The following is an 18,705-nucleotide window of genomic DNA, read 5'->3' as shown; positions in this document are numbered from 1 at the left end:
TCATGCCAAGGCCTCCACGGCGCGGGCGAACAGCTGACCGCGCTCTTCGTAATTCTTGAACATGTCGAAACTGGCACAGGCCGGCGACAGCAGCACCGCGTCACCCGGCTGGGCCAGGGCTTTGCAGTGGGCAATGGCGTCATCCAGCGAGGTCGCGCGTACTTGCGGCACCGCGTCGCCGAGGGCGGCGGCGATCAGGTCCGAATCGCGACCCATCAGCACCACGGCGCGGCAATGGGCGGCGACCGGATTTGCAAGGTCCTTGAAGTCGGCGCCCTTGCCATCACCACCAGCGATCAGCACCAGCTTGCCGTCGATATCGGCACCCAGGCCCTCGATGGCAGCCAGGGCGGCACCGACGTTGGTGGCCTTGGAGTCGTTGTAGTAGCTCACGCCATTGAGGTCGCGTACCCACTGGCAGCGATGCTCAAGGCCAGCGAACGTACGCAGACTGGCGAGCATCGCGTCGAATGGCAGGCCAACCGCATGACCGAGCGCCAGTGCAGCCAGGGCATTGGACTGGTTATGTGCGCCACGGATCTTAAGCTCGCGTACCGGCATCAGGTTCTGGAATTCGAAGGCCAGGTACTTCTCGCCGTTCTCTTCGCGAATGCCGAAGCCTTTGAAATCGGGTTTGCCCAGGCCGAAAGTCCAGCAAGGCATGCCCTCGCCCATCAGCGGACGGCTCAGGGCATCCTGGCGATTGACTACAAATTGCTTGGCGCCTCGGAAGATCCGGTGCTTGGCCAGGTGATAAGCCGGCAGGCCGCTGTAGCGGTCCATATGGTCTTCGCTGACATTCAGCACGGTGGCCACTTCAGCGCCGAGATCGTGGGTGGTTTCCAGCTGGAAGCTCGACAACTCCATCACGTACAACTCGACGTCGTCACTGAGCAGGTCCAACGCCGGCACACCAAGATTGCCGCCCACGGCCACGCGCTTGCCGGCCGCAGCCGCCATTTCGCCGACCAGGGTGGTCACGGTGCTCTTCGCATTGGAACCGCTGATGGCCACGATCGGCGCCTTGGCGTTACGCGCAAACAGATCGATATCACCGGACAGCTTGACGCCACGCGCTGCAGCAGCTTGCAGGGCGGGTGTAGCCAGGGCCAGGCCGGGGCTCACGTAGAGCTCATCGGCACGGCACAGAAACTCGACATCCAACTCGCCACAACGCACTTCCACGTGCGGGTAGTCACGGCGCAGCGTGACCAGCTCCGGTGGATTTTCCCGCGTGTCGGCCACGGCAAACGACGTGCCCCGGTTCGCCAGGAAGCGAACCAGGGACATGCCGCTCTTGCCGAGGCCGACAACGATGCGGAAGTGGTCTGAAGCGATCAGGGACACTCGTTTCTACCTCAGTTTCAGGGTGGCAAGGCCGACCAGTACCAGAATCACGGTGATGATCCAGAAACGGACGATCACACGTGGCTCGGGCCAGCCCTTGAGTTCAAAGTGGTGGTGGATCGGCGCCATGCGGAACACACGACGCCCGGTCAATTTGAAGGAAGCCACCTGGATGACCACCGACAGGGTTTCCATCACGAACACACCGCCCATGATGAACAGCACGATTTCCTGGCGAACGATCACCGCAATGGTGCCCAGGGCAGCGCCCAGCGCCAGCGCGCCGACGTCACCCATGAAGACTTGTGCCGGGTAGGTGTTGAACCACAGGAACCCCAGGCCGGCACCGATCAGCGCGCCGCAGAACACGATCAGCTCACCGGCGCCCGGTACGTAAGGGATCAGCAGGTATTCTGCGAATTTCACGTTACCCGACAGGTAGCAGAAGATGCCGAGTGCACCGCCAACCATCACCGTCGGCATGATCGCCAGGCCATCAAGGCCGTCGGTCAGGTTCACCGCGTTGCTGGAGCCGACGATCACGAAATAGGTCAGCACCACGAAGCCGACACCCAGTGGAATGCTCACATCCTTGAGCATCGGGATGATCAAGGTGGTTTCCACGGCGCTTGGCGCAGTGGTGTACAGGAAGACTGCCGCAGCAAGGCCGAACACCGACTGCCAGAAATACTTCCAGCGGCTTGGCAGCCCCTTGGAGTTTTTCTCGATCACTTTGCGGTAGTCATCCACCCAGCCGATGGCACCGAACAGCAGGGTCACCAGCAGCACCACCCACACGTAGCGGTTATGCAGGTCGGCCCAGAGCAAGGTGCTGACGCCGATGGACGACAGGATCAGCGCACCGCCCATGGTCGGCGTGCCGGACTTGGACAGGTGCGACTGCGGGCCGTCGTTGCGAACCGATTGACCAATTTGCAGGTTCTGCAGGGTGCGGATCATCCACGGCCCCAGAAACAGTGACAAAGACAGCGCGGTCAGCACACCCAGGATCCCGCGCAGGGTCAGGTACTGAAAGACCGCGAAGCCTTTGTGGAACTGTTGCAGATACTCAGCCAGCAGCAGCAGCATTAATGTTTCTCCGTACTTGAGCCACACAAGGCTGCGACGACGTTTTCCATCACCGCGCTGCGCGATCCCTTGATCAAAATGGTTGTGTGTTTGTCGTGTTCAGTCGCCGTCAGCGCCTGGATCAATTCAGCTTGCGTCGCAAAATGCCGCGCACCGGGACCGAAGGCGCTCACGGCGTGAGTCATGTTCGGGCCGACCGCGTAGAGCGCGTCGACCTTGCCGCTGGCGTAGGCACCTACTTCCCGATGGGACTGCTCGGCCCAGTCGCCCAGCTCGGCGATATCGCCCAGCACCAGTACTTTGCGGCCATCGAAACCCTTGAGCAGATCTATGGCGGCGCAGACCGAGGACTGATTGGCGTTGTAGGTGTCATCAATCACGCGCATGCCGTTGGCAGCCAATTGCGCCACAGTGCGGCCCTTGACCGGCTGCACCGCGCCCAGGCCCGTAGCGATACCGAACAGCGACACGCCCAGGGCATGGGCGGCGGCGGCGGCGGCCAGGGCGTTGGCAACGTTATGGTTGCCCAGCAGGTTCAGCTGCACGTGTTCGCTGCCTTGCGGGGTATGCAAGGTGAAGGACGGGCAACCGCGGGCGTCGACGGTGATATTTGAAGCATGGAAGTCGGCCGCGGCATTGAGCACCGCAAACGTCAGCACCTTGCGACCGGCGGCGCGTACACGCCAGGTCTCGAAAGCCTTGTCGTCCAGGTTCAGCACGGCGGTGCCTGAGGCGTCGAGCCCTTCAAGAATTTCACCCTTGGCTTCGACGATTTTTTCCGGGCCGCCGAACTCGCCGACATGGGCGGTACCGGCATTGTTGATGATCGCCACGTGAGGCTTGGTCAGCGCCACGGTGTAGGCGATTTCGCCGATACGCGAAGCCCCCAGCTCGATCACGGCTGCCGTGTGCTCCGGGGCCAGTTCGAGCAGGGTCAGCGGTGCGCCGAAATCATTGTTGAGGTTGCCCCGGGTCGCAAGCACCGGCCCGCGCGTACGCAGGACACCGGCAAGCAGTTCCTTGACCGTGGTCTTGCCGCTGGAGCCGGTAATGGCCGCCACCGGCTTGTCAAAAGCAGCGCGGTTGAGCGCCCCCAATTGACCCAAGGCCAAGCGAGTATCGGGCACCAGCAATTGCGGCAAGGTGGAGTCGGGCACTTCACGCTGTACCAAGGCACCGACGGCACCTTTGGCGGCGACTTCGTTCAGGTAGTCGTGACCATCGAAGCGCGGGCCTGCCAAGGCGACAAACAACTGCCCAGGCTGAATGTTGCGGCTGTCGATACTCACGCCGTTGAAGGTGCAATCGCTCGACACTACGCGGGCCGACAGGGCCTGGGTGAGTTGGCTGAACTGCATGACTTTAAGCATGGGCGACCTCCCAGGCAGTCAAGGCGTGATCAGCCTCGACCAGATCGGAGAAGGCATGGCGCTCGCCGTTGATTTCCTGGTAGTCCTCGTGCCCCTTGCCCGCCAGCACCACCACATCGTCAGCGCTGGCGCTGGCAATCAGTTGGGCAATGGCGGCACCACGACCAGCAACGAAGGTGGCCTTGGAGGCATCTTTGAAGCCGACACGGATGTCATCGAAAATCTGGCTTGGGTCTTCACTGCGCGGGTTGTCGTCGGTGACGAGTACGCCGTCGGCCAAACGCTCGACAATCTCAGCCATCAACGGACGCTTGCCGCGATCGCGATCACCGCCGCAGCCGAACAGGCAGAGCAATTTGCCCTTGGCATGTGGGCGCAGGGCTTCGAGAACTTTTTCCAGGGCATCCGGGGTATGGGCGTAATCGACCACCACCAGCGGCTGTTTGCCGCCACCCAGGCGCTGCATACGGCCAGCCGGGCCCTCAAGCTTGGGCAGTACGCGCAGGATTTCATCCAGGGCGTAATCCAGACCCAGCAGCGCGCCGATGGCAGCGAGTACGTTGCTCAGGTTGAAGCGGCCGAGCAAGGTACTGCGCAAGTGGTGTTCGCCCTGGGGCGTGACCAACGTGGCGCGTACGCCCTCGTCATTGAACTGGGCTTCGCGGCAATACAGGTAGGCACTGGAATCTTTCAGGCTATAGCTGATCAGGCGTGCTTCGCTTTCTTCGCCAGCCAGTTGACGGCCAAATGCGTCGTCCAGGTTGATCACCCGGCACTTCAGGTCATTCCAGGCAAACAGCTTGGCCTTGGCGGCGGCGTACGCCTCCATGGTGCCGTGGTAGTCGAGGTGATCACGGGACAGGTTGGTCATCACCGCAACGTCAAAGGCCAGGGCAGCCACTCGCCCCTGATCCAGACCATGTGAGGAAACTTCCATGGCAACCGCCTTGGCGCCGGCCTTTTTCAGGTCGGCCAGGGTCGCTTGCACGGCAATCGGGTTCGGCGTGGTGTGCAGGCCGCTTTGCAGCGCACCATAAAAGCCAGTGCCCAGGGTGCCGACGATGCCGCAGTGCTGGCCCAACAGGTCAAGAGCCTGGGCGACCAACTGGGTCACGCTGGTCTTGCCATTGGTGCCGGTCACGCCGATCAGGTTGAGTTGGCGGCTCGGGTCGCCGTAAAAACGCCCGGCGATGTCAGAGAGCTGCGCAGCCAGGCCCTTGACTGGAATCAACGGCACGTCGGTGATCGGCAGCACAGTGGCGCCTTCCACTTCATAGGCCACAGCCGCCGCGCCGCGCTGCAGGGCGTCTGCGATATGCGCACGACCATCGAACTTGCCGCCAGGCACCGCCAGGAACAGGTCACCGGCGCGTACGTTGCGGCTGTCCAGGCTCAATTCGCGAATCAGCAGATCGCGGCCGGCATGGGCAAAAATCTTGTTGAGGCTCAGAGACATCAGCCGCGCCCTCCATTGGCTTTGACAGCGGCGGCCGGTGGTCCGGCGTTGGCTTGTTGGGTCGGCGGCAGATTGTCCGGCGTGATGTTCATCAGGCGCAGGGTGCCGGACATCACTTTGCTGAACACCGGCGCCGAGACCAGGCCACCGAAGTAGCCGGCTTTACTCGGTTCGTCGATGACCACGACGATGGCGTAGCGCGGGTCGCTCATCGGGCCGAAGCCAGCGAACAGCGAGCGGTAGGAATTTTCGGCGTAGCCTTTGGTGCCCACGGACGTCTTACGCGCAGTACCGGACTTGCCTGCCACGTGATAAGCCGGCACCTGAGCCCGGAATACACCGCGTGGAGCTTCGATCACTTGTTGCAGCATGCCCTGGATGGTCTTGGCGACTTTTTCCGGAATGACCTGGTTGGCTTTCGGCGGTTCGTCCACATGGATCAGGCTCAGCGGCACCATGCGGCCGTTATTGGCCAACACCGAAAACGCGTGGGCCAGCTGGATCGCAGTGACCGACAGACCGTAGCCGTAGGACAGCGTGGCAGTCTCGGCCTTTCTCCACTCGCGGTAGTTCGGCAGGTTGCCCACGCGCTCACCCGGGAAATCGAGGCCGGTGGGTTGCCCCAGACCGATTTTTTGCGCCAGGTGATAGATCGTTTCGCCGCCAATGTCGAAGGCAACCTTACTCATGCCCACGTTACTGGAATTGATCAGGATGCCTGTCAGATCCAGTACCGGACCTTCGCTGCGGGATACGTCACGAATGGTGTATTTGCCAAGTTGCAAGGTGCCTGGGTAAACCTCGACCTTGTCGGTAGGTTTCCAGCGCCCGGTTTCCAGGGCAGCGCTCATGGAGATGGCTTTCATGGTCGAACCGGGCTCGAACACGTCGATCATTGCGCGGTTACGCATCATCGCCGGCTGCAGGTTGCGACGGTTGTTGGGGTTGTAGGTCGGCTGGTTGACCATGGCGAGGATCTCGCCGGTCTTCACGTCCATGATCACCAGGCTACCGGCCTTGGCGCCGTTCTCGATGATCGCGTTACGCAGTTCGCGGTTGGCCAGGTATTGCAGGCGCAGGTCGATCGACAACGCCAGAGGCTTGCCGGCCTTGGCGTTTTTGGTGACCTGGACATCCTTGATCAGCCTGCCGCGCCGATCCTTGATGACCTGCCGCTTGCCCGGAACTCCGGCCAGCCATTCGTCGTAGGCCAGCTCAACGCCTTCGCGACCATGATCATCGATATCGGTAAAGCCGACCATGTGCGCGGTGGTTTCACCGGCCGGGTAGAAACGACGAAACTCCTCGATGCCGTAGACACCGGGGATTTTAAGGTCGAGCACCTGCTGGCCTTGCTCGGGGGTGAGCCCGCGAACCAGATAGATGAATTCCTTGTTGGCCTGGGCTTCGAGGCGATCGGTCAGGGCCTTGCGGTCCTGGCCAAGGGCGGCGGCCAGCTCGGGCCACTTGTCCTTGGCAACTTGCAGCTCTTTAGCGTTGGCCCACAGCGTCGTCACCGGGGTACTGACGGCCAGGGGCTCGCCATTACGGTCGGTGATCAGGCCGCGGTGCGCAGGAATTGGAATATGCCGCAGGCTGCGGGCGTCACCCTGGCCGATCAGGAAGTCGCGGTCGACCACCTGCAGGTCGAAGATGCGCCAGACGATGGCACCCACCATCAATGCCAGCAAGCCGAGCATCAGGCGGAAACGCCACGGGTAGAGTGCGCCTTCGAGCTTCATCATGGCGCCACCATGCGAACTTCGGCCGCGCCCGGGATGTGCATCTTCAACTGCTCGGTGGCCAGCACTTCGATACGGCTGTGGGCTGTCCAGGTACTTTGTTCGAGGATCAACCGGCCCCACTCCGCCTGCGCCTTGTCACGCACGCTCAACTCCCCATACAGGGTATTGAGCAACTGACGGTTCCAATGGGCGCTGTAGGACACCGCAATCGCGGACACCAGCACGCCGACAAACAGCAGCAACATAAAGAAGCTGCCGCCCGGCAGGGGTTTGGCGAAAAGCTTGCTCACCGCAGCTTCTCCGCGACGCGCATGACGGCGCTACGGGAACGTGGGTTGGCCTTGAGTTCAGCTTCGGAAGCGAACTGCGCTTTGCCATGGATTTTGATTTTCGGCACAAAGGCTTCGAAACGTACCGGCAGGTTGCGCGGCAGGTTGTCGGACTCGCCCTTGACCAGACGACGCATGAACAGTTTGACGATGCGGTCTTCCAGGGAGTGGAAACTGATCACCACCAGGCGGCCGCCCACTTCCAGAGCATCCAGAGCGGCTTCGAGGCCGGCTTCCAGATCGCCCAATTCGTTGTTGACGTGAATGCGCAGGCCCTGGAACGCGCGAGTTGCCGGGTTCTTGCCCTTTTCCCACGCAGGGTTGGCGACCTTCAACACTTCGGCCAGGTCGGCGGTACGCTCGAAAGGCTGGATTTCCCGACGCTCGACCACGGCACGCGCCATCCGGCCGGCGAAGCGTTCTTCGCCGTATTCCTTGAATACGCGGGCGATTTCTTCCACCGGTGCGGTGGCGATGAACTGGGCAGCGCTGACCCCACGGGTGGGGTCCATGCGCATATCCAGGGGGCCGTCGTTCATGAAGCTGAAGCCGCGCTCAGGGTCGTCGAGCTGCGGCGAAGACACGCCCAGGTCGAGCAAAACCCCGGCCACCTTGCCTGCCATGCCGCGCTCGGCGACTTCGGCACCCAGCTCGGCAAAGCTGCGCTGCACAACGACAAAGCGGCCGTCTTCGGCCGCTAGCGCTTGCCCGGTGGCAATCGCTTGAGGGTCCTTGTCGAACCCGAGGAGCTTACCGTCGGGCCCGAGCTGGCTGAGTATCAAACGGCTGTGCCCGCCCCTGCCGAAGGTGCCATCCAAATAGCAGCCATCCGCACGTACGGCGAGAGCCTCAACGGCTTCGTCAAGCAGTACGGTGATGTGGTTAAAGCCGCTATCAATAGTCACAGGATCAAATCACGCAGTTCATCAGGCATGGCGCCCGGTTGTTGAATAGCAGCCAGGTCAGCTGCAGACACAGCATCCCAGGCATCTTCGTCCCACAATTGGAACTTGTTCAGTTGGCCTACCAGCATTGCGCGCTTGTCGAGCTTGGCGTACTCGCGCAGACGCGGCGGCACCAGGAAACGACCGCTGCCATCGAGTTCAAGGTCAACGGCATTGCCGATCAGCAAACGCTGGAGGCGGCGGTTTTCTTCACGCAATGAAGGCAGCGCGCGCAACTTGGTTTCAATCAACTCCCACTCATCGAGGGGGTAAACACACAAACAAGGGTCAACGGCGTCAATCGTGATGATTAACTGCCCTGAACTTCGCGAAATGAGCTCGTCACGATACCGGCTCGGCATGGCGAGACGGCCTTTTGCATCGAGACTGATAGCGTTAGCTCCGCGAAACACAGATGCGTTTCTCCAAATTTTAGCGTTTTACGTTCAAAAAACCCACTTTGTGCCACTTTCCGCCACTTGCGCACACTATAGGAATGCGCCTACCACACCGTCAAGGCGCGGATTCAAGGAAAAGCCTTACAGAACGGAGATTTAGGAGGGTAAGAGGAGGAGAAACGAGAGTTTGACGATGTTTTTGACTCAACAACGGCAAATAGCTCATGGAGCTACGACTTAAAGTTAAAGTAATTTATTAAGAGTAAGATTTTTTTGGTATTACGAAGACGCATCTGCCAATGATTTGGCAGGGAGGGATTCTTGCGTTACTACCGGGTTTGCGCACGAGATTCGAACGCAAGGAAAAAAGGTGGAGAGTCGATCTGTAAGCCGGGTTCTGTCTTGAACAGTCATTCGTCTACGATGGCCATCACTGGACATCTTTAGCAACCTACCCGGTCCCAGCGCGGGCCACGCCTTGGGACCCTATTTGGTCTTGCTCCAAGTGGGGTTTACCTAGCCACGAACTGTTGCCAGTCGTGCGGTGCGCTCTTACCGCACCTTTTCACCCTTACCGGCACCGAAGCGCTTAGGCGGTTATTTTCTGTGGCACTTTCCGTAGGCTCACGCCTCCCAGGCATTACCTGGCACTTCGCCCTATGGAGCCCGGACTTTCCTCCCCCCCCTAATTTTCATAGAGGGCAGCGACTGTCCAATCGACTCTCCGCCGCGCAGGTTAACGGCACGAAGGTCTGAGGACAAGTATTAAAGTGCGGCAGTGCCATCATGTTCAGACGAAATACAGATTCGACCCCGGAACTATTCAGCCTTCTGTTTATCGAGCGCCACTTGATACAACACGTTTTTACGCACCCCGGTAATTTCTGCGGCAAGGGCAGCGGCACGCTTGAGCGGCATCTCCTTGAGCAACAAGTCGAGGATGCGCATGGCTTCGCTGCCCACGGCGTCTTCATTCTCCGGCGCACTCCAGCCCGCCACCAGCACCACACATTCGCCTCGCTGCTGATTGCTGTCGCCCTCGACAAACGCCCGCAACGCCTCCAGCGGCAGCCCTTTGAGGGTTTCGAAGGTCTTGGTCAACTCCCGCGCCAGCAATGCCAGCCGCTCGCCGCCGAACACCAGTTCCATATCCTGCAGGCATTCAAGGATGCGGTGCGGAGCTTCGTAGAAGATCAGGGTGCGCGGCTCTTCCTTCAGGGCCTGAAGGCGTGCGCGACGGCCGACTGCCTTGGCCGGCAGGAAACCTTCAAAAATAAACCGATCCGACGGCAAGCCTGCCGCAGATAATGCGGCAATCAGCGCGCACGCTCCCGGAACAGGCACTACATTGATACCAGCGGCGCGTGCCTGGCGGACCAGGTGGTATCCCGGATCGGAAATCAACGGCGTACCCGCATCGGAGATCAATGCCACGTCATCACCGGCCAGCAAGCGGGTGATGAAACGGCTGCCTTCTTCACGCTCATTGTGCTCATGGCACGCCGCCAGTGGCGTGCTGATTCCAAAATGCTGCATCAACCGTTGGGAGTGTCGCGTGTCTTCCGCCGCGATCAATTTAACCTCGCGCAACACCTTCAGCGCCCGGGCACTGATGTCGTCCAGGTTGCCAATCGGCGTCGCCACCACAAAAAGCGAGCCAGCAGTGGAATTCAATGGACCTGGAGCAGTCAAAACGCACACCTCGATGGTTGGCAAAAGCCACATTGTAGCGCGTAGACGCCTTGAAAATATGCCATCACGGTGGATGCCGTTTCAGCCAGCCTTTGCCAATCGCAACATTTACACGACCTAAATCCACGGTTTCACGCCACTAACATCGCGCCTGGGCCAGTGCTTGGGTACACTTCCACGCTAATTTGATCGGTATCAGGAACACTTACATGATCGCTTGCCTGCGGCTGCTCTCCGCCCTCTGCCTCGCTGCCTTGCTGGCCGCGTGTGCCAGCTCGCCCTCGTCCAGCCTTGGCGACCTGCCACGGACTCCGGATGCCAGTATCGAGCAACTGCTCGAACAGGCAACGAACGCCAACACGCCAGAAAAGGCCGCCATGCTGCGCCTGAGTGCGGCAGACCTGGCCTATCAGCAGAACAATGCCGGCCGCTCGTCGCAGATCCTTGCGCAGGTGCCCCTGGACGTCCTCAAACCCGCCGCGCAGATATTTGCCAGCACCCTGGCCGCCGAACTGGCGATGACTCGCAACCAGCCCAAGGCGGCATTGGCGGCGCTGAACCATCCCAGCCTGCAAAGCCTGAAGGAGCTGCCGGTAGACCAGCAGATCCGCACCGGTACCGTGCACGCCCGCGCTTACGAAGCCGACGGCCAGACCCTGGCCGCCGCTCGCGAGCGGGTCGCCATGGCGCCGCTGCTGACCGGCGATGCCGCTGCAAGCAACCACGAAGCCATCTGGGTGCTGATTGCCGCGCTGCCGGCCGAACAGTTGCAAGCCACCGGCAACCCGACACTCGATGGCTGGGTGACCCTGGCCCAGGCGGTCAAGGGCGCCGGCACCCTGGAGCAACAACAGGCTGCTATCGATACCTGGCGCGCACAGAACCCGGGCCACCCGGCAGCGGTGCAACTGCCCACGCCGCTGACCAGGCTCAAGGAACTGGCCAGCCAGCCCCTGAACAAGATCGCCGTGCTGCTCCCGCAGGAAGGCCCATTGGCTTCGGTCGGCAAGGCATTGCGAGAGGGTTTCATGGCGGCTCACTACCAGGCCGAACAGGCCGGGCAGAAGGCGCCGGTCATCGAGTTCTACGACAGCTCGCGCCTGAGCTCCCTCGATGACTTCTACGCCAAGGCCCAGGCCGCCGGCGTGCAATTGGTGGTCGGCCCGCTGGAAAAACCACTGGTGAAACAACTCAGTGCACGCCCGCAATTGCCGATCACCACCCTGGCACTCAATTACAGCGAGACCGACCAAGGCCCGGCGCAACTGTTCCAGTTCGGCCTGGCCGCTGAAGACGAAGCCCGTGAAGTGTCGCGCCGCGCCCGTGCCGATGGCCTGCATCGCGCTGCAGCCATGGTGCCGCGTGGCGAATGGGGCGAGCGTGTCTACAGAGCCTTCCGCCAGGATTGGGAAGCCAATGGCGGCACTGTGATGGGCGTCGAGTATGTCGATCAGCCAGTGGCACTGGCCCAGCAGATCGCCGACCTGTTCCAGTTGCGTAAAAGTGAAGGTCGCGCCAAGAGCCTGCAAAGCACGGTCGGCACCGACGTTGCCGCCCAGCCTTCGCGTCGCCAGGACATCGAGTTCATCTTCCTGGCGGTCACCCCGCAACTGGCCCAGCAGATCAAGCCGACCCTGAACTTCCAGTACGCCGGCGATGTGCCGGTCTACGCCACGTCCCATGTCTTCAGTGCCAGCGGCGACCGCAACCAGTATCTGGACATGACCAACGTGATGTTCTGCGAAACCCCTTGGCTGCTTGACACCACCGACCCGCTGCGCAACCAGGTCGCCGCGCAATGGCCGCAAGCCAATGGCAGCCTGGGCCGCCTGTACGCGATGGGCGTCGACGCCTACCGCCTGGCACCGCGCCTTGGCCAACTCAAGGCATTGCCGGACACCCGTGTCGACGGTCTCTCGGGCAACCTGGGCATCAGCGCCAACCAGCGCGTTGACCGCCAGATGCCATGGGCGAAGTTCGTCGGCGGCGCCATTCAGCGCCTGCCCGATACCCCACGCTGATGCCTGAGCGGTCCAGCGCACAAAGCGGCAAGGATGCCGAACTTCAAGCGCTGAAATATCTGCAACAACAGGGTCTGCGCCTTCTGGCGCAGAACTGGTTATGTAAACGCGGCGAGCTTGATCTGGTCATGCTTGACGGCGATACAGTAGTATTCGTCGAAGTCCGCTACAGAAAACACGCACAATGGGGTGGCGCGCTCGCCAGTATCGACGGGCGCAAGCGTCAGAAACTGATACTCGCCGCGCAGTTTTTTCTGCTAAAAGAGCATCGCTGGGCTGACAGCCCCTGCCGTTTCGATGTGGTCGCCATAGAAAGCACACCGTCGGGTCCTGCTGATCTGAACTGGCTCAAAGATGCCTTCGACAGCTGACGCACCCGGCACCTTCACCACACACTTTTGCTCTTTGCATTGCGGGCTGCACATTACCTGTGCCAAACAGCCGCGCTACTTAAGGTCACACAGATGGACATGCAATCCCGAATTCGCCAGCTTTTCCAGGCCAGCATCGACACCAAGCAACAGGCGATGGACGTACTTGCACCGCACATCGAGCAAGCCAGTCAGGTCATGGTCAACGCCTTGCTCAACGAAGGCAAAATGCTTTCGTGCGGCAACGGTGGTTCGGCTGGCGATGCCCAGCATTTCTCTTCAGAGCTGCTCAACCGCTTCGAGCGCGAGCGCCCGAGCCTGCCGGCCATTGCCTTGACTACCGACTCGTCGACAATCACTTCGATTGCCAACGACTACAGCTACAACGAAATCTTCTCCAAGCAGATCCGCGCCCTCGGCCAGCCCGGCGATGTGTTGCTGGCGATTTCCACCAGCGGCAACTCGGCGAATATTATTCAAGCGATCCAGGCCGCACATGATCGTGAAATGATTGTCGTAGCCTTGACCGGTCGCGATGGTGGCGGCATGGCTTCGCTGCTGCTGCCTGAGGACGTGGAGATTCGCGTCCCGGCCAATGTCACTGCACGCATTCAGGAAGTCCACCTGCTGGCGATCCACTGCCTGTGCGATCTGATCGACAGCCAACTGTTCGGGAGTGAAGAATGACCGTTAACCGCCTCAGCCTTTTGGCCATTACGCTGTGCCTCGCCATCAGCGGCTGCAGCTCGGCAATCACCGCTACACGGGACACCCCCATCCAGGACGACCGTGGCACACGTACTTTCGGCAGCACCATCGATGATTCGCTGATCGAAACCAAGGTCAAGGTCAATGTCGCCAAGGCCGCCACAGACCTGGGCAACGGCGCCTCGCGCATCGTGGTGACCAGCTTCAACGGCGTCGTCCTGCTGGCAGGGCAAACCCCGCGCGCCGACCTCAAGGCCCAGGCTGAACAAGCCGCTGCGGGCGTGCAACGAGTCAAGAAGGTCCACAACGAATTGCAGGTCATGGACCCGATCACCCTGCTGGCCATCAGCAACGATGCGCTGCTGACCACCAAGATCAAGGCGCAGATGCTCACCGACAGCGCGGTGCCGGGCTCGCGCATCAAGATCGTTACCGATAATGGCATCGTCTACATGATGGGCCTGCTGACCCAGGCCGAAGCGACCCGTGCCGCCAACCTGGTGCAGGGCGTGTCGGGCGTACAGAAGATCGTGAAGGTGTTCGAATACATCGACTGATGTAGACACACAGCCACAAAAAAGGGCGCCGTGCATTGACTGCACGGCGCCCTTTTTAGTGGCCAGTGTTTACTGGTACTGCTGGTACGGGTTGCCCTGGAACTGATTGTTTTGCTGTGGCGCCTGTTGTTGCTGACCAGGCTGGCCGTATTGCTGGCCTGGGATCGGGCCGAGGTTGACTTCGACACGACGGTTCTGGGCACGGCCATTCACATCGGCGTTGCTGGCAATCGGGTTATCCGGGCCGGCACCGCGAGCACTCAGGTTGGCAGCGCTCACACCCTGGGAAGTCAGGTAGTCGGCCACGCTCTGCGCACGACGCTGGGACAGGTCCATGTTCAGTTGGCGACTACCGGTGCTGTCGGTGTAGCCTACGATCTGGATGGTGTTCTGGTTGAATTGCTTGAGGGAGTTGGCCAGGTTATTGAGCGGCTGGTAGAAGCTGCTGGCGATCGCGGCCGAGTTGGTGGCGAAGGTGATGTTGCCCGGCATGATCAGCTTGATCTGGTCACCCTGGCGCTGCACTTCCACACCAGTGTTGGCCATGCTTTCACGCAGTTTTTTCTCTTGCTGGTCGGCGTAGTAGCCATAGCCGGCAGCACCGGCACCCGCAACGACGGCGCCAATCAGCGCGCCCTTGCCACGGTTGTTATGGTCGATGGCCGCACCGGCCAATGCACCGGCCAGCGCGCCGAGGCCGCCGTACTTGGCGGTCTTGCTCATACCGCTTTCAGAACCATTGCCGGCCTGTCCCTGGCTGCCGTCATAAGGATTAGGTGAGGCACAGCCAGACAACAGGGCTACGGCGGTAGCGACAACAAGCAGACGACGCGGAGTAAACATGAAGGGAGCTCCTACTTTTGCATTCTGTGATGCAGAGGACATTGGCAATGGACCTGTGCCGAGTTTGGAACGCGACAAGCGGCAAAAATTCCGTGGGGCGTGCTCAAAGCATAGCTGTCTTTGGCTCGAGCCTGTGCCTGCGTGTCTGTACCGACTTGTATCAGAGCCGACAACCCATCACGCACGCACGAAAGGATTCTCTCGCATCTCATCGCCCAGCAACGTATCCGGCCCATGCCCTGTCACCACTGTCGCGCGCTCATCCAGCGTGTATAAGCGCTGCTTGATCGACCGCACGATCGTCGCCTGGTCGCCGCCCCACAAATCCGTGCGCCCAACGCCGCGCCGGAACAAGGTGTCACCGGCAATCAGCAGCTTGGCATCGGCAAACCAGAAGCTCATCGAACCCGGCGTATGCCCAGGGGTGTGCAAGGCAACACCGCATCCACAGGCCAATTCTTCATCGTGTTCCAGCCAGCGATCCGGCGACGGCACTGGCACATAGGGCACGCGAAACATCTGGCATTGCATTTCCAGGTTATCCCATAGAAATTGATCATCTTTGTGCAGGTGCAGCGTGGCTCCGGTTTTTTCTTTCAATTGGCCAGAGGCCAGGAAGTGATCCAGGTGAGCATGAGTGTGGATAATGCTCACCACCTTCAGACCCAACGCATCAAGACGCGACAGGATCAATTCGTGATTGCCGCCGGGGTCGACTACGATGGCTTTTTTAGTGATCGGGTCGCCAATGATGGTGCAGTTGCACTGCAACGGGCCGACGGGGAAGGTTTCGCGAATCAGTGGTGGTTTTTCGGTAGTCATGAGTGTCCTGCAAGCTCTCTGGCGCGTTCCAAGTGCAGTATGGTGGAGGTTGCCCCCACTCTGGAAGGGATCGATTCGGCGGTGTATCCACTGCTAAGCTACACAAGCGCCATCCCCCGCTGCAGTCCGTCGCATTTGGAGCAACACCCATGGCGAATCAACAGATCATCTGCGAGCACTGCGACTGCGTGTACGAAAAGGTCACGCTCGCCAAACATCAAAAAGCCCTGTGTGTGCGGTGCTCGGGTGTGCTGCAGCGCTATAACGGCCTGTCGGTGCAACAACGCCTCGCGCTGACGGTGACCGCAGCAGTGCTGTGGACCTTTGCCAACTTTTATCCGGTGATGAGCATCAGCCTGCAGGGCTTGAAAAACAGTGCGACGCTGTGGGATTCGGTGGTGGCGCTGAGCCTGGGGCCGATCACGTTCATTGCGTTGGTGGCGGCGATCTCCATCATCATCGCGCCGGTGTTTCAGCTGGTCTTGCTGATCTGGGTTTTGAGTTTTGCCTTGGCCGGCCAGCGTTCGCCGGCGTTCAAACTGTGCATGCGCTGGCTGGAAGCGCTCAGGCCCTGGAGCATGCTGGAAGTCTGCCTGCTGGGCGCCATGGTTGCCGTGTTCAAGCTGGCGGGTATGCTGGATGTAATCCCCGGTACCGGCCTGTTTGCCTTGGCCGCCCTCAGCCTGTTGCTGATCCGCATTGCCGGGCGCGATGTCCGCGACCTGTGGGACACCGTATGAATTCACCGCCCACCGCCCGCGAGCTCAACCTGTGCCTGTGCCATACCTGCGGCCAGGCCTGCGACATGCGCCTGGAGCACACTGAATGCGAGCGCTGCGGCGCGCCCTTGCACCGGCGCAAAACTCAATCGCTGACACGCACCTGGGCCTACATGCTCACCGCCCTCGCCTTTTACATACCGGCCAATTTGCTGCCGGTGATGAACACCACCATGCTCGGCTCCGGCGCAGACAGCACCATCATGAGCGGCGTGCTGGAGTTCTGGCAGCATGGCGCCTGGGACATTGCCCTGATCATTTTCATCGCCAGCATTGCCGTGCCGGGCATCAAGTTCTTGTCACTGGGGTTGCTGCTGATCACCGTGCAGCGCAACAGCCAGTGGGCGCGCAAGGAACGCTCAAAGCTGTTTCGGTTTATCGAGCTGATCGGCTATTGGTCGATGCTGGACGTCATCGTGGTCGCACTGGTGGCCGCGCTGGTTAAGTTTCAAGCCCTGGGCACGATCGAACCCCGCCTGGGCATTCTGTTTTTTGGCTTGGTGGTGGTATTTACCATGCTCGCGGCCATGAGTTTTGATCCCCGGCTAATCTGGGAAAACCCACATAACGAGGAGACCTCGGATGAGCGCATCCAAGGCTGACACCCCTGCGGGGCAACCCGCGATCAAGACGCGTCGCTTCAGTGTCTCGCTGGTCTGGATCGTGCCGATTGTCGCCGTGCTGGTGGGGATCTCGCTGGTGATTCACAGCGTCATGCAACAAGGGCCGACCATCGTCCTCAACTTCAAGACCGGCAGCGGGCTGGTCGCCAACAAGACCGAGGTCAAATACCGCAACGTGGTGATCGGCCAAGTGACCGCCGTGGCCTTGAGTGGTGACCAGAAAAGTGTCAACGCCACCATCGAGCTGTCCAAACAGGCCGAAAGCTTCACCCGCGAAGACTCTAAATTCTGGGTGGTGCGCCCACGTATCGGCGCAGGCGGCGTATCCGGTATCGACACGCTGCTGTCCGGCGACTACATCGGCGCGGATATCGGCCAGTCCGAAACCCGCGCCAAACATTTCACCGGCCTGGAAAACCCGCCCCCCATCACCTATGGCGAGCCTGGCAAGCGTTTCACCCTGCACACGCAGACGCTGGGCTCCCTGGACATCGGCTCGCCGGTCTATTACCGCAAAATCCCGGTAGGCCAGGTGGTGGCTTATGAGTTGGACAGCGAAGGCAAGGGCGTGAACGTCGAAGTCTTCATACACGCGCCCAATGATGGGTATGTCACCGAGAACACGCGGTTCTGGAATGCCAGCGGTGTCGATCTGAGCGTCGGTGCCAATGGCTTTGCGCTGAAGACCGAATCGGTGTCGTCCATGCTGATGGGCGGGATCTCCTTCCAGGCCCCACCCTACAACCCCAACGACAAGCCGGCCGAGGAAAATCGCGGCTTTGAATTGTTCGAAGACCAGCAAAGCGCCCTCGCCCCGCCCAATGGCAAGGGGCAATACATGGTCCTGCGCTTTGATCAGGCCCTGCGTGGGCTGAAAGTCGACGCACCGGTGGAGTTCCTCGGCGTCGAGTTCGGCAAGGTGGTGTCGATCAATCTGGATTTCGATGCGAAGAAACGCAGCTTCCCGGTCAATGTCGGCATCGTGATCTACCCGCAACTGCTCGGCGCGGCCCATACCAAGCTGCTCAAGGCCATGAACAACAACCCTGACGATGAGGCGGCCGGCGTGCGCCTGATCGGCAGCTTCATTGAAAACGGCCTGCGCGCCCAGGCCCGCAGCGGTAACCTGCTGACCGGCCAGTTGTACATCGCCCTGGACTTCTACCCCAAGGCCGAGAAAGTGGCGTTCGATCCGAACCAGCGCCCCGTGGGCATTCCCACCATCCCGGGCAACCTGGAACAACTGCAGGAGAAGTTCGAAGGTATCGTCAACAAGCTCAGCCAACTGCCGGTCGAGCGGATTGCCGGCAACCTCGACGCCAGCCTGGTCGAACTGCGCAAGGGCCTGGCGCAATTCAACGCCAAGACACTGCCGGGTGTGCAGACGACACTGGCCGACGTGAGCAAGACCCTGCAATCGGCCAGCTCAACCCTGGCAGAAGACTCACCCCAGCGTGAACAACTGACCCAGACCCTGGATGAACTGGCACGCATGTCGCGCTCCTTGCGCGAGCTGTCCGATTACCTGGGCCGGCATCCGGAGTCGCTGATTCGCGGTCGTCCTGATAACGCCGCGCCGAACGACCTGCAAGGGCCACCCCGCAAATGACC

The 18,705-nt window shown here is 60.8% G+C and carries 18 protein-coding genes and 1 other RNA gene; 7 read left to right on the top strand and 12 right to left on the bottom strand.

Features of this window, described 5'->3' with window-relative positions:
- The 10 genes from murD to rsmI form a co-directional block, all read right to left on the bottom strand.
- Positions 1-1,347: a UDP-N-acetylmuramoyl-L-alanine--D-glutamate ligase gene (gene murD / locus E4O98_RS09995; RefSeq protein WP_248134864.1), complete on the bottom strand. Its 1,347-nt coding sequence runs from the start codon at positions 1,345-1,347 to the stop codon at positions 1-3.
- A gap of 6 nt (positions 1,348-1,353) precedes the next feature.
- Entirely contained in the window at positions 1,354-2,436 is a 1,083-nt protein-coding gene (gene mraY, locus E4O98_RS09990) for a phospho-N-acetylmuramoyl-pentapeptide-transferase (protein ID WP_005784939.1), read from the bottom strand.
- On the bottom strand, positions 2,436-3,806 hold the full coding sequence (gene murF / locus E4O98_RS09985; protein WP_248128059.1) for a UDP-N-acetylmuramoyl-tripeptide--D-alanyl-D-alanine ligase: 1,371 nt from the start codon (positions 3,804-3,806) through the stop codon (positions 2,436-2,438). The genes mraY and murF overlap by 1 nt, the downstream gene beginning before the upstream one ends.
- On the bottom strand, positions 3,799-5,262 hold the full coding sequence (locus tag E4O98_RS09980) for a UDP-N-acetylmuramoyl-L-alanyl-D-glutamate--2,6-diaminopimelate ligase (RefSeq protein WP_005784935.1): 1,464 nt from the start codon (positions 5,260-5,262) through the stop codon (positions 3,799-3,801). The genes murF and E4O98_RS09980 overlap by 8 nt, the downstream gene beginning before the upstream one ends.
- A complete protein-coding gene (locus E4O98_RS09975) occupies positions 5,262-7,004 on the bottom strand; it encodes a penicillin-binding protein 2 (protein ID WP_164699553.1) in 1,743 nt (580 codons plus the stop codon). Before E4O98_RS09975 ends, E4O98_RS09980 begins: the two co-directional genes overlap by 1 nt.
- On the bottom strand, positions 7,004-7,297 hold the full coding sequence (gene ftsL / locus E4O98_RS09970; RefSeq protein WP_003188663.1) for a cell division protein FtsL: 294 nt from the start codon (positions 7,295-7,297) through the stop codon (positions 7,004-7,006). Before ftsL ends, E4O98_RS09975 begins: the two co-directional genes overlap by 1 nt.
- Positions 7,294-8,235, bottom strand: coding sequence for a 16S rRNA (cytosine(1402)-N(4))-methyltransferase RsmH (rsmH, locus tag E4O98_RS09965; RefSeq protein ID WP_087945273.1), 942 nt, complete (start codon positions 8,233-8,235; stop codon positions 7,294-7,296). The genes ftsL and rsmH overlap by 4 nt, the downstream gene beginning before the upstream one ends.
- Positions 8,236-8,237: 2 nt before the next feature.
- Positions 8,238-8,693 (bottom strand): division/cell wall cluster transcriptional repressor MraZ, encoded by a 456-nt coding sequence (gene mraZ, locus E4O98_RS09960; RefSeq protein ID WP_003171868.1) that lies wholly within the window; start codon positions 8,691-8,693, stop codon positions 8,238-8,240.
- A gap of 355 nt (positions 8,694-9,048) precedes the next feature.
- Positions 9,049-9,402: RNase P RNA component class A (gene rnpB / locus E4O98_RS09955), an RNA gene on the bottom strand.
- A gap of 95 nt (positions 9,403-9,497) precedes the next feature.
- On the bottom strand, positions 9,498-10,403 hold the full coding sequence (gene rsmI / locus E4O98_RS09950; RefSeq protein WP_164699512.1) for a 16S rRNA (cytidine(1402)-2'-O)-methyltransferase: 906 nt from the start codon (positions 10,401-10,403) through the stop codon (positions 9,498-9,500).
- 176 nt (positions 10,404-10,579) lie between these two features.
- Between rsmI and E4O98_RS09945 the strand changes: the two genes are divergently transcribed.
- The 4 genes from E4O98_RS09945 (at position 10,580) to E4O98_RS09930 (ending at position 14,027) form a co-directional block, all read left to right on the top strand.
- On the top strand, positions 10,580-12,391 hold the full coding sequence (locus E4O98_RS09945) for a penicillin-binding protein activator (protein ID WP_148853469.1): 1,812 nt from the start codon (positions 10,580-10,582) through the stop codon (positions 12,389-12,391).
- Entirely contained in the window at positions 12,391-12,762 is a 372-nt protein-coding gene (locus tag E4O98_RS09940) for a YraN family protein (protein ID WP_005784926.1), read from the top strand. Before E4O98_RS09945 ends, E4O98_RS09940 begins: the two co-directional genes overlap by 1 nt.
- A gap of 93 nt (positions 12,763-12,855) precedes the next feature.
- Positions 12,856-13,449 carry a phosphoheptose isomerase gene (locus E4O98_RS09935; RefSeq protein WP_007904374.1) on the top strand — a complete coding sequence of 198 codons (594 nt, stop codon included), beginning with the start codon at positions 12,856-12,858 and terminating at the stop codon, positions 13,447-13,449.
- Positions 13,446-14,027, top strand: a complete 582-nt coding sequence (locus E4O98_RS09930; RefSeq protein ID WP_005784922.1) for a BON domain-containing protein — start codon at positions 13,446-13,448, stop codon at positions 14,025-14,027. The genes E4O98_RS09935 and E4O98_RS09930 overlap by 4 nt, the downstream gene beginning before the upstream one ends.
- 69 nt (positions 14,028-14,096) lie before the next feature.
- Here the strand turns inward: E4O98_RS09930 and E4O98_RS09925 are convergent, their stop codons facing one another.
- Complete coding sequence (locus E4O98_RS09925) at positions 14,097-14,870, bottom strand: OmpA family lipoprotein (protein WP_032877730.1); 774 nt, start codon at positions 14,868-14,870, stop codon at positions 14,097-14,099.
- 177 nt (positions 14,871-15,047) lie between these two features.
- The gene (locus tag E4O98_RS09920) at positions 15,048-15,692 is read right to left on the bottom strand and encodes an MBL fold metallo-hydrolase (protein WP_032877732.1); all 645 of its coding nucleotides are present in this window, start codon (positions 15,690-15,692) and stop codon (positions 15,048-15,050) included.
- A gap of 149 nt (positions 15,693-15,841) precedes the next feature.
- Here E4O98_RS09920 and E4O98_RS09915 point away from each other — a divergent pair, with 149 nt between their 5' ends.
- From E4O98_RS09915 to E4O98_RS09905, 3 genes are read left to right on the top strand one after another with little or no spacing between them, the layout of a single operon-like run.
- The gene (locus E4O98_RS09915; protein WP_005784917.1) at positions 15,842-16,432 is read left to right on the top strand and encodes a paraquat-inducible protein A; all 591 of its coding nucleotides are present in this window, start codon (positions 15,842-15,844) and stop codon (positions 16,430-16,432) included.
- A complete protein-coding gene (locus tag E4O98_RS09910; protein ID WP_248134862.1) occupies positions 16,429-17,073 on the top strand; it encodes a paraquat-inducible protein A in 645 nt (214 codons plus the stop codon). Before E4O98_RS09915 ends, E4O98_RS09910 begins: the two co-directional genes overlap by 4 nt.
- Positions 17,054-18,703: an MlaD family protein gene (locus tag E4O98_RS09905; RefSeq protein WP_032877736.1), complete on the top strand. Its 1,650-nt coding sequence runs from the start codon at positions 17,054-17,056 to the stop codon at positions 18,701-18,703. Before E4O98_RS09910 ends, E4O98_RS09905 begins: the two co-directional genes overlap by 20 nt.
- The last annotated feature ends 2 nt before the right edge of the window (positions 18,704-18,705 follow it).

The organism is Pseudomonas sp. W2Jun17 (assembly GCF_023127795.1).
GTDB lineage: Bacteria > Pseudomonadota > Gammaproteobacteria > Pseudomonadales > Pseudomonadaceae > Aquipseudomonas > Aquipseudomonas synxantha_A.
Note: the sequence above shows the minus strand (reverse complement) of the source record. Positions and strands in the feature narration are given on the sequence as shown.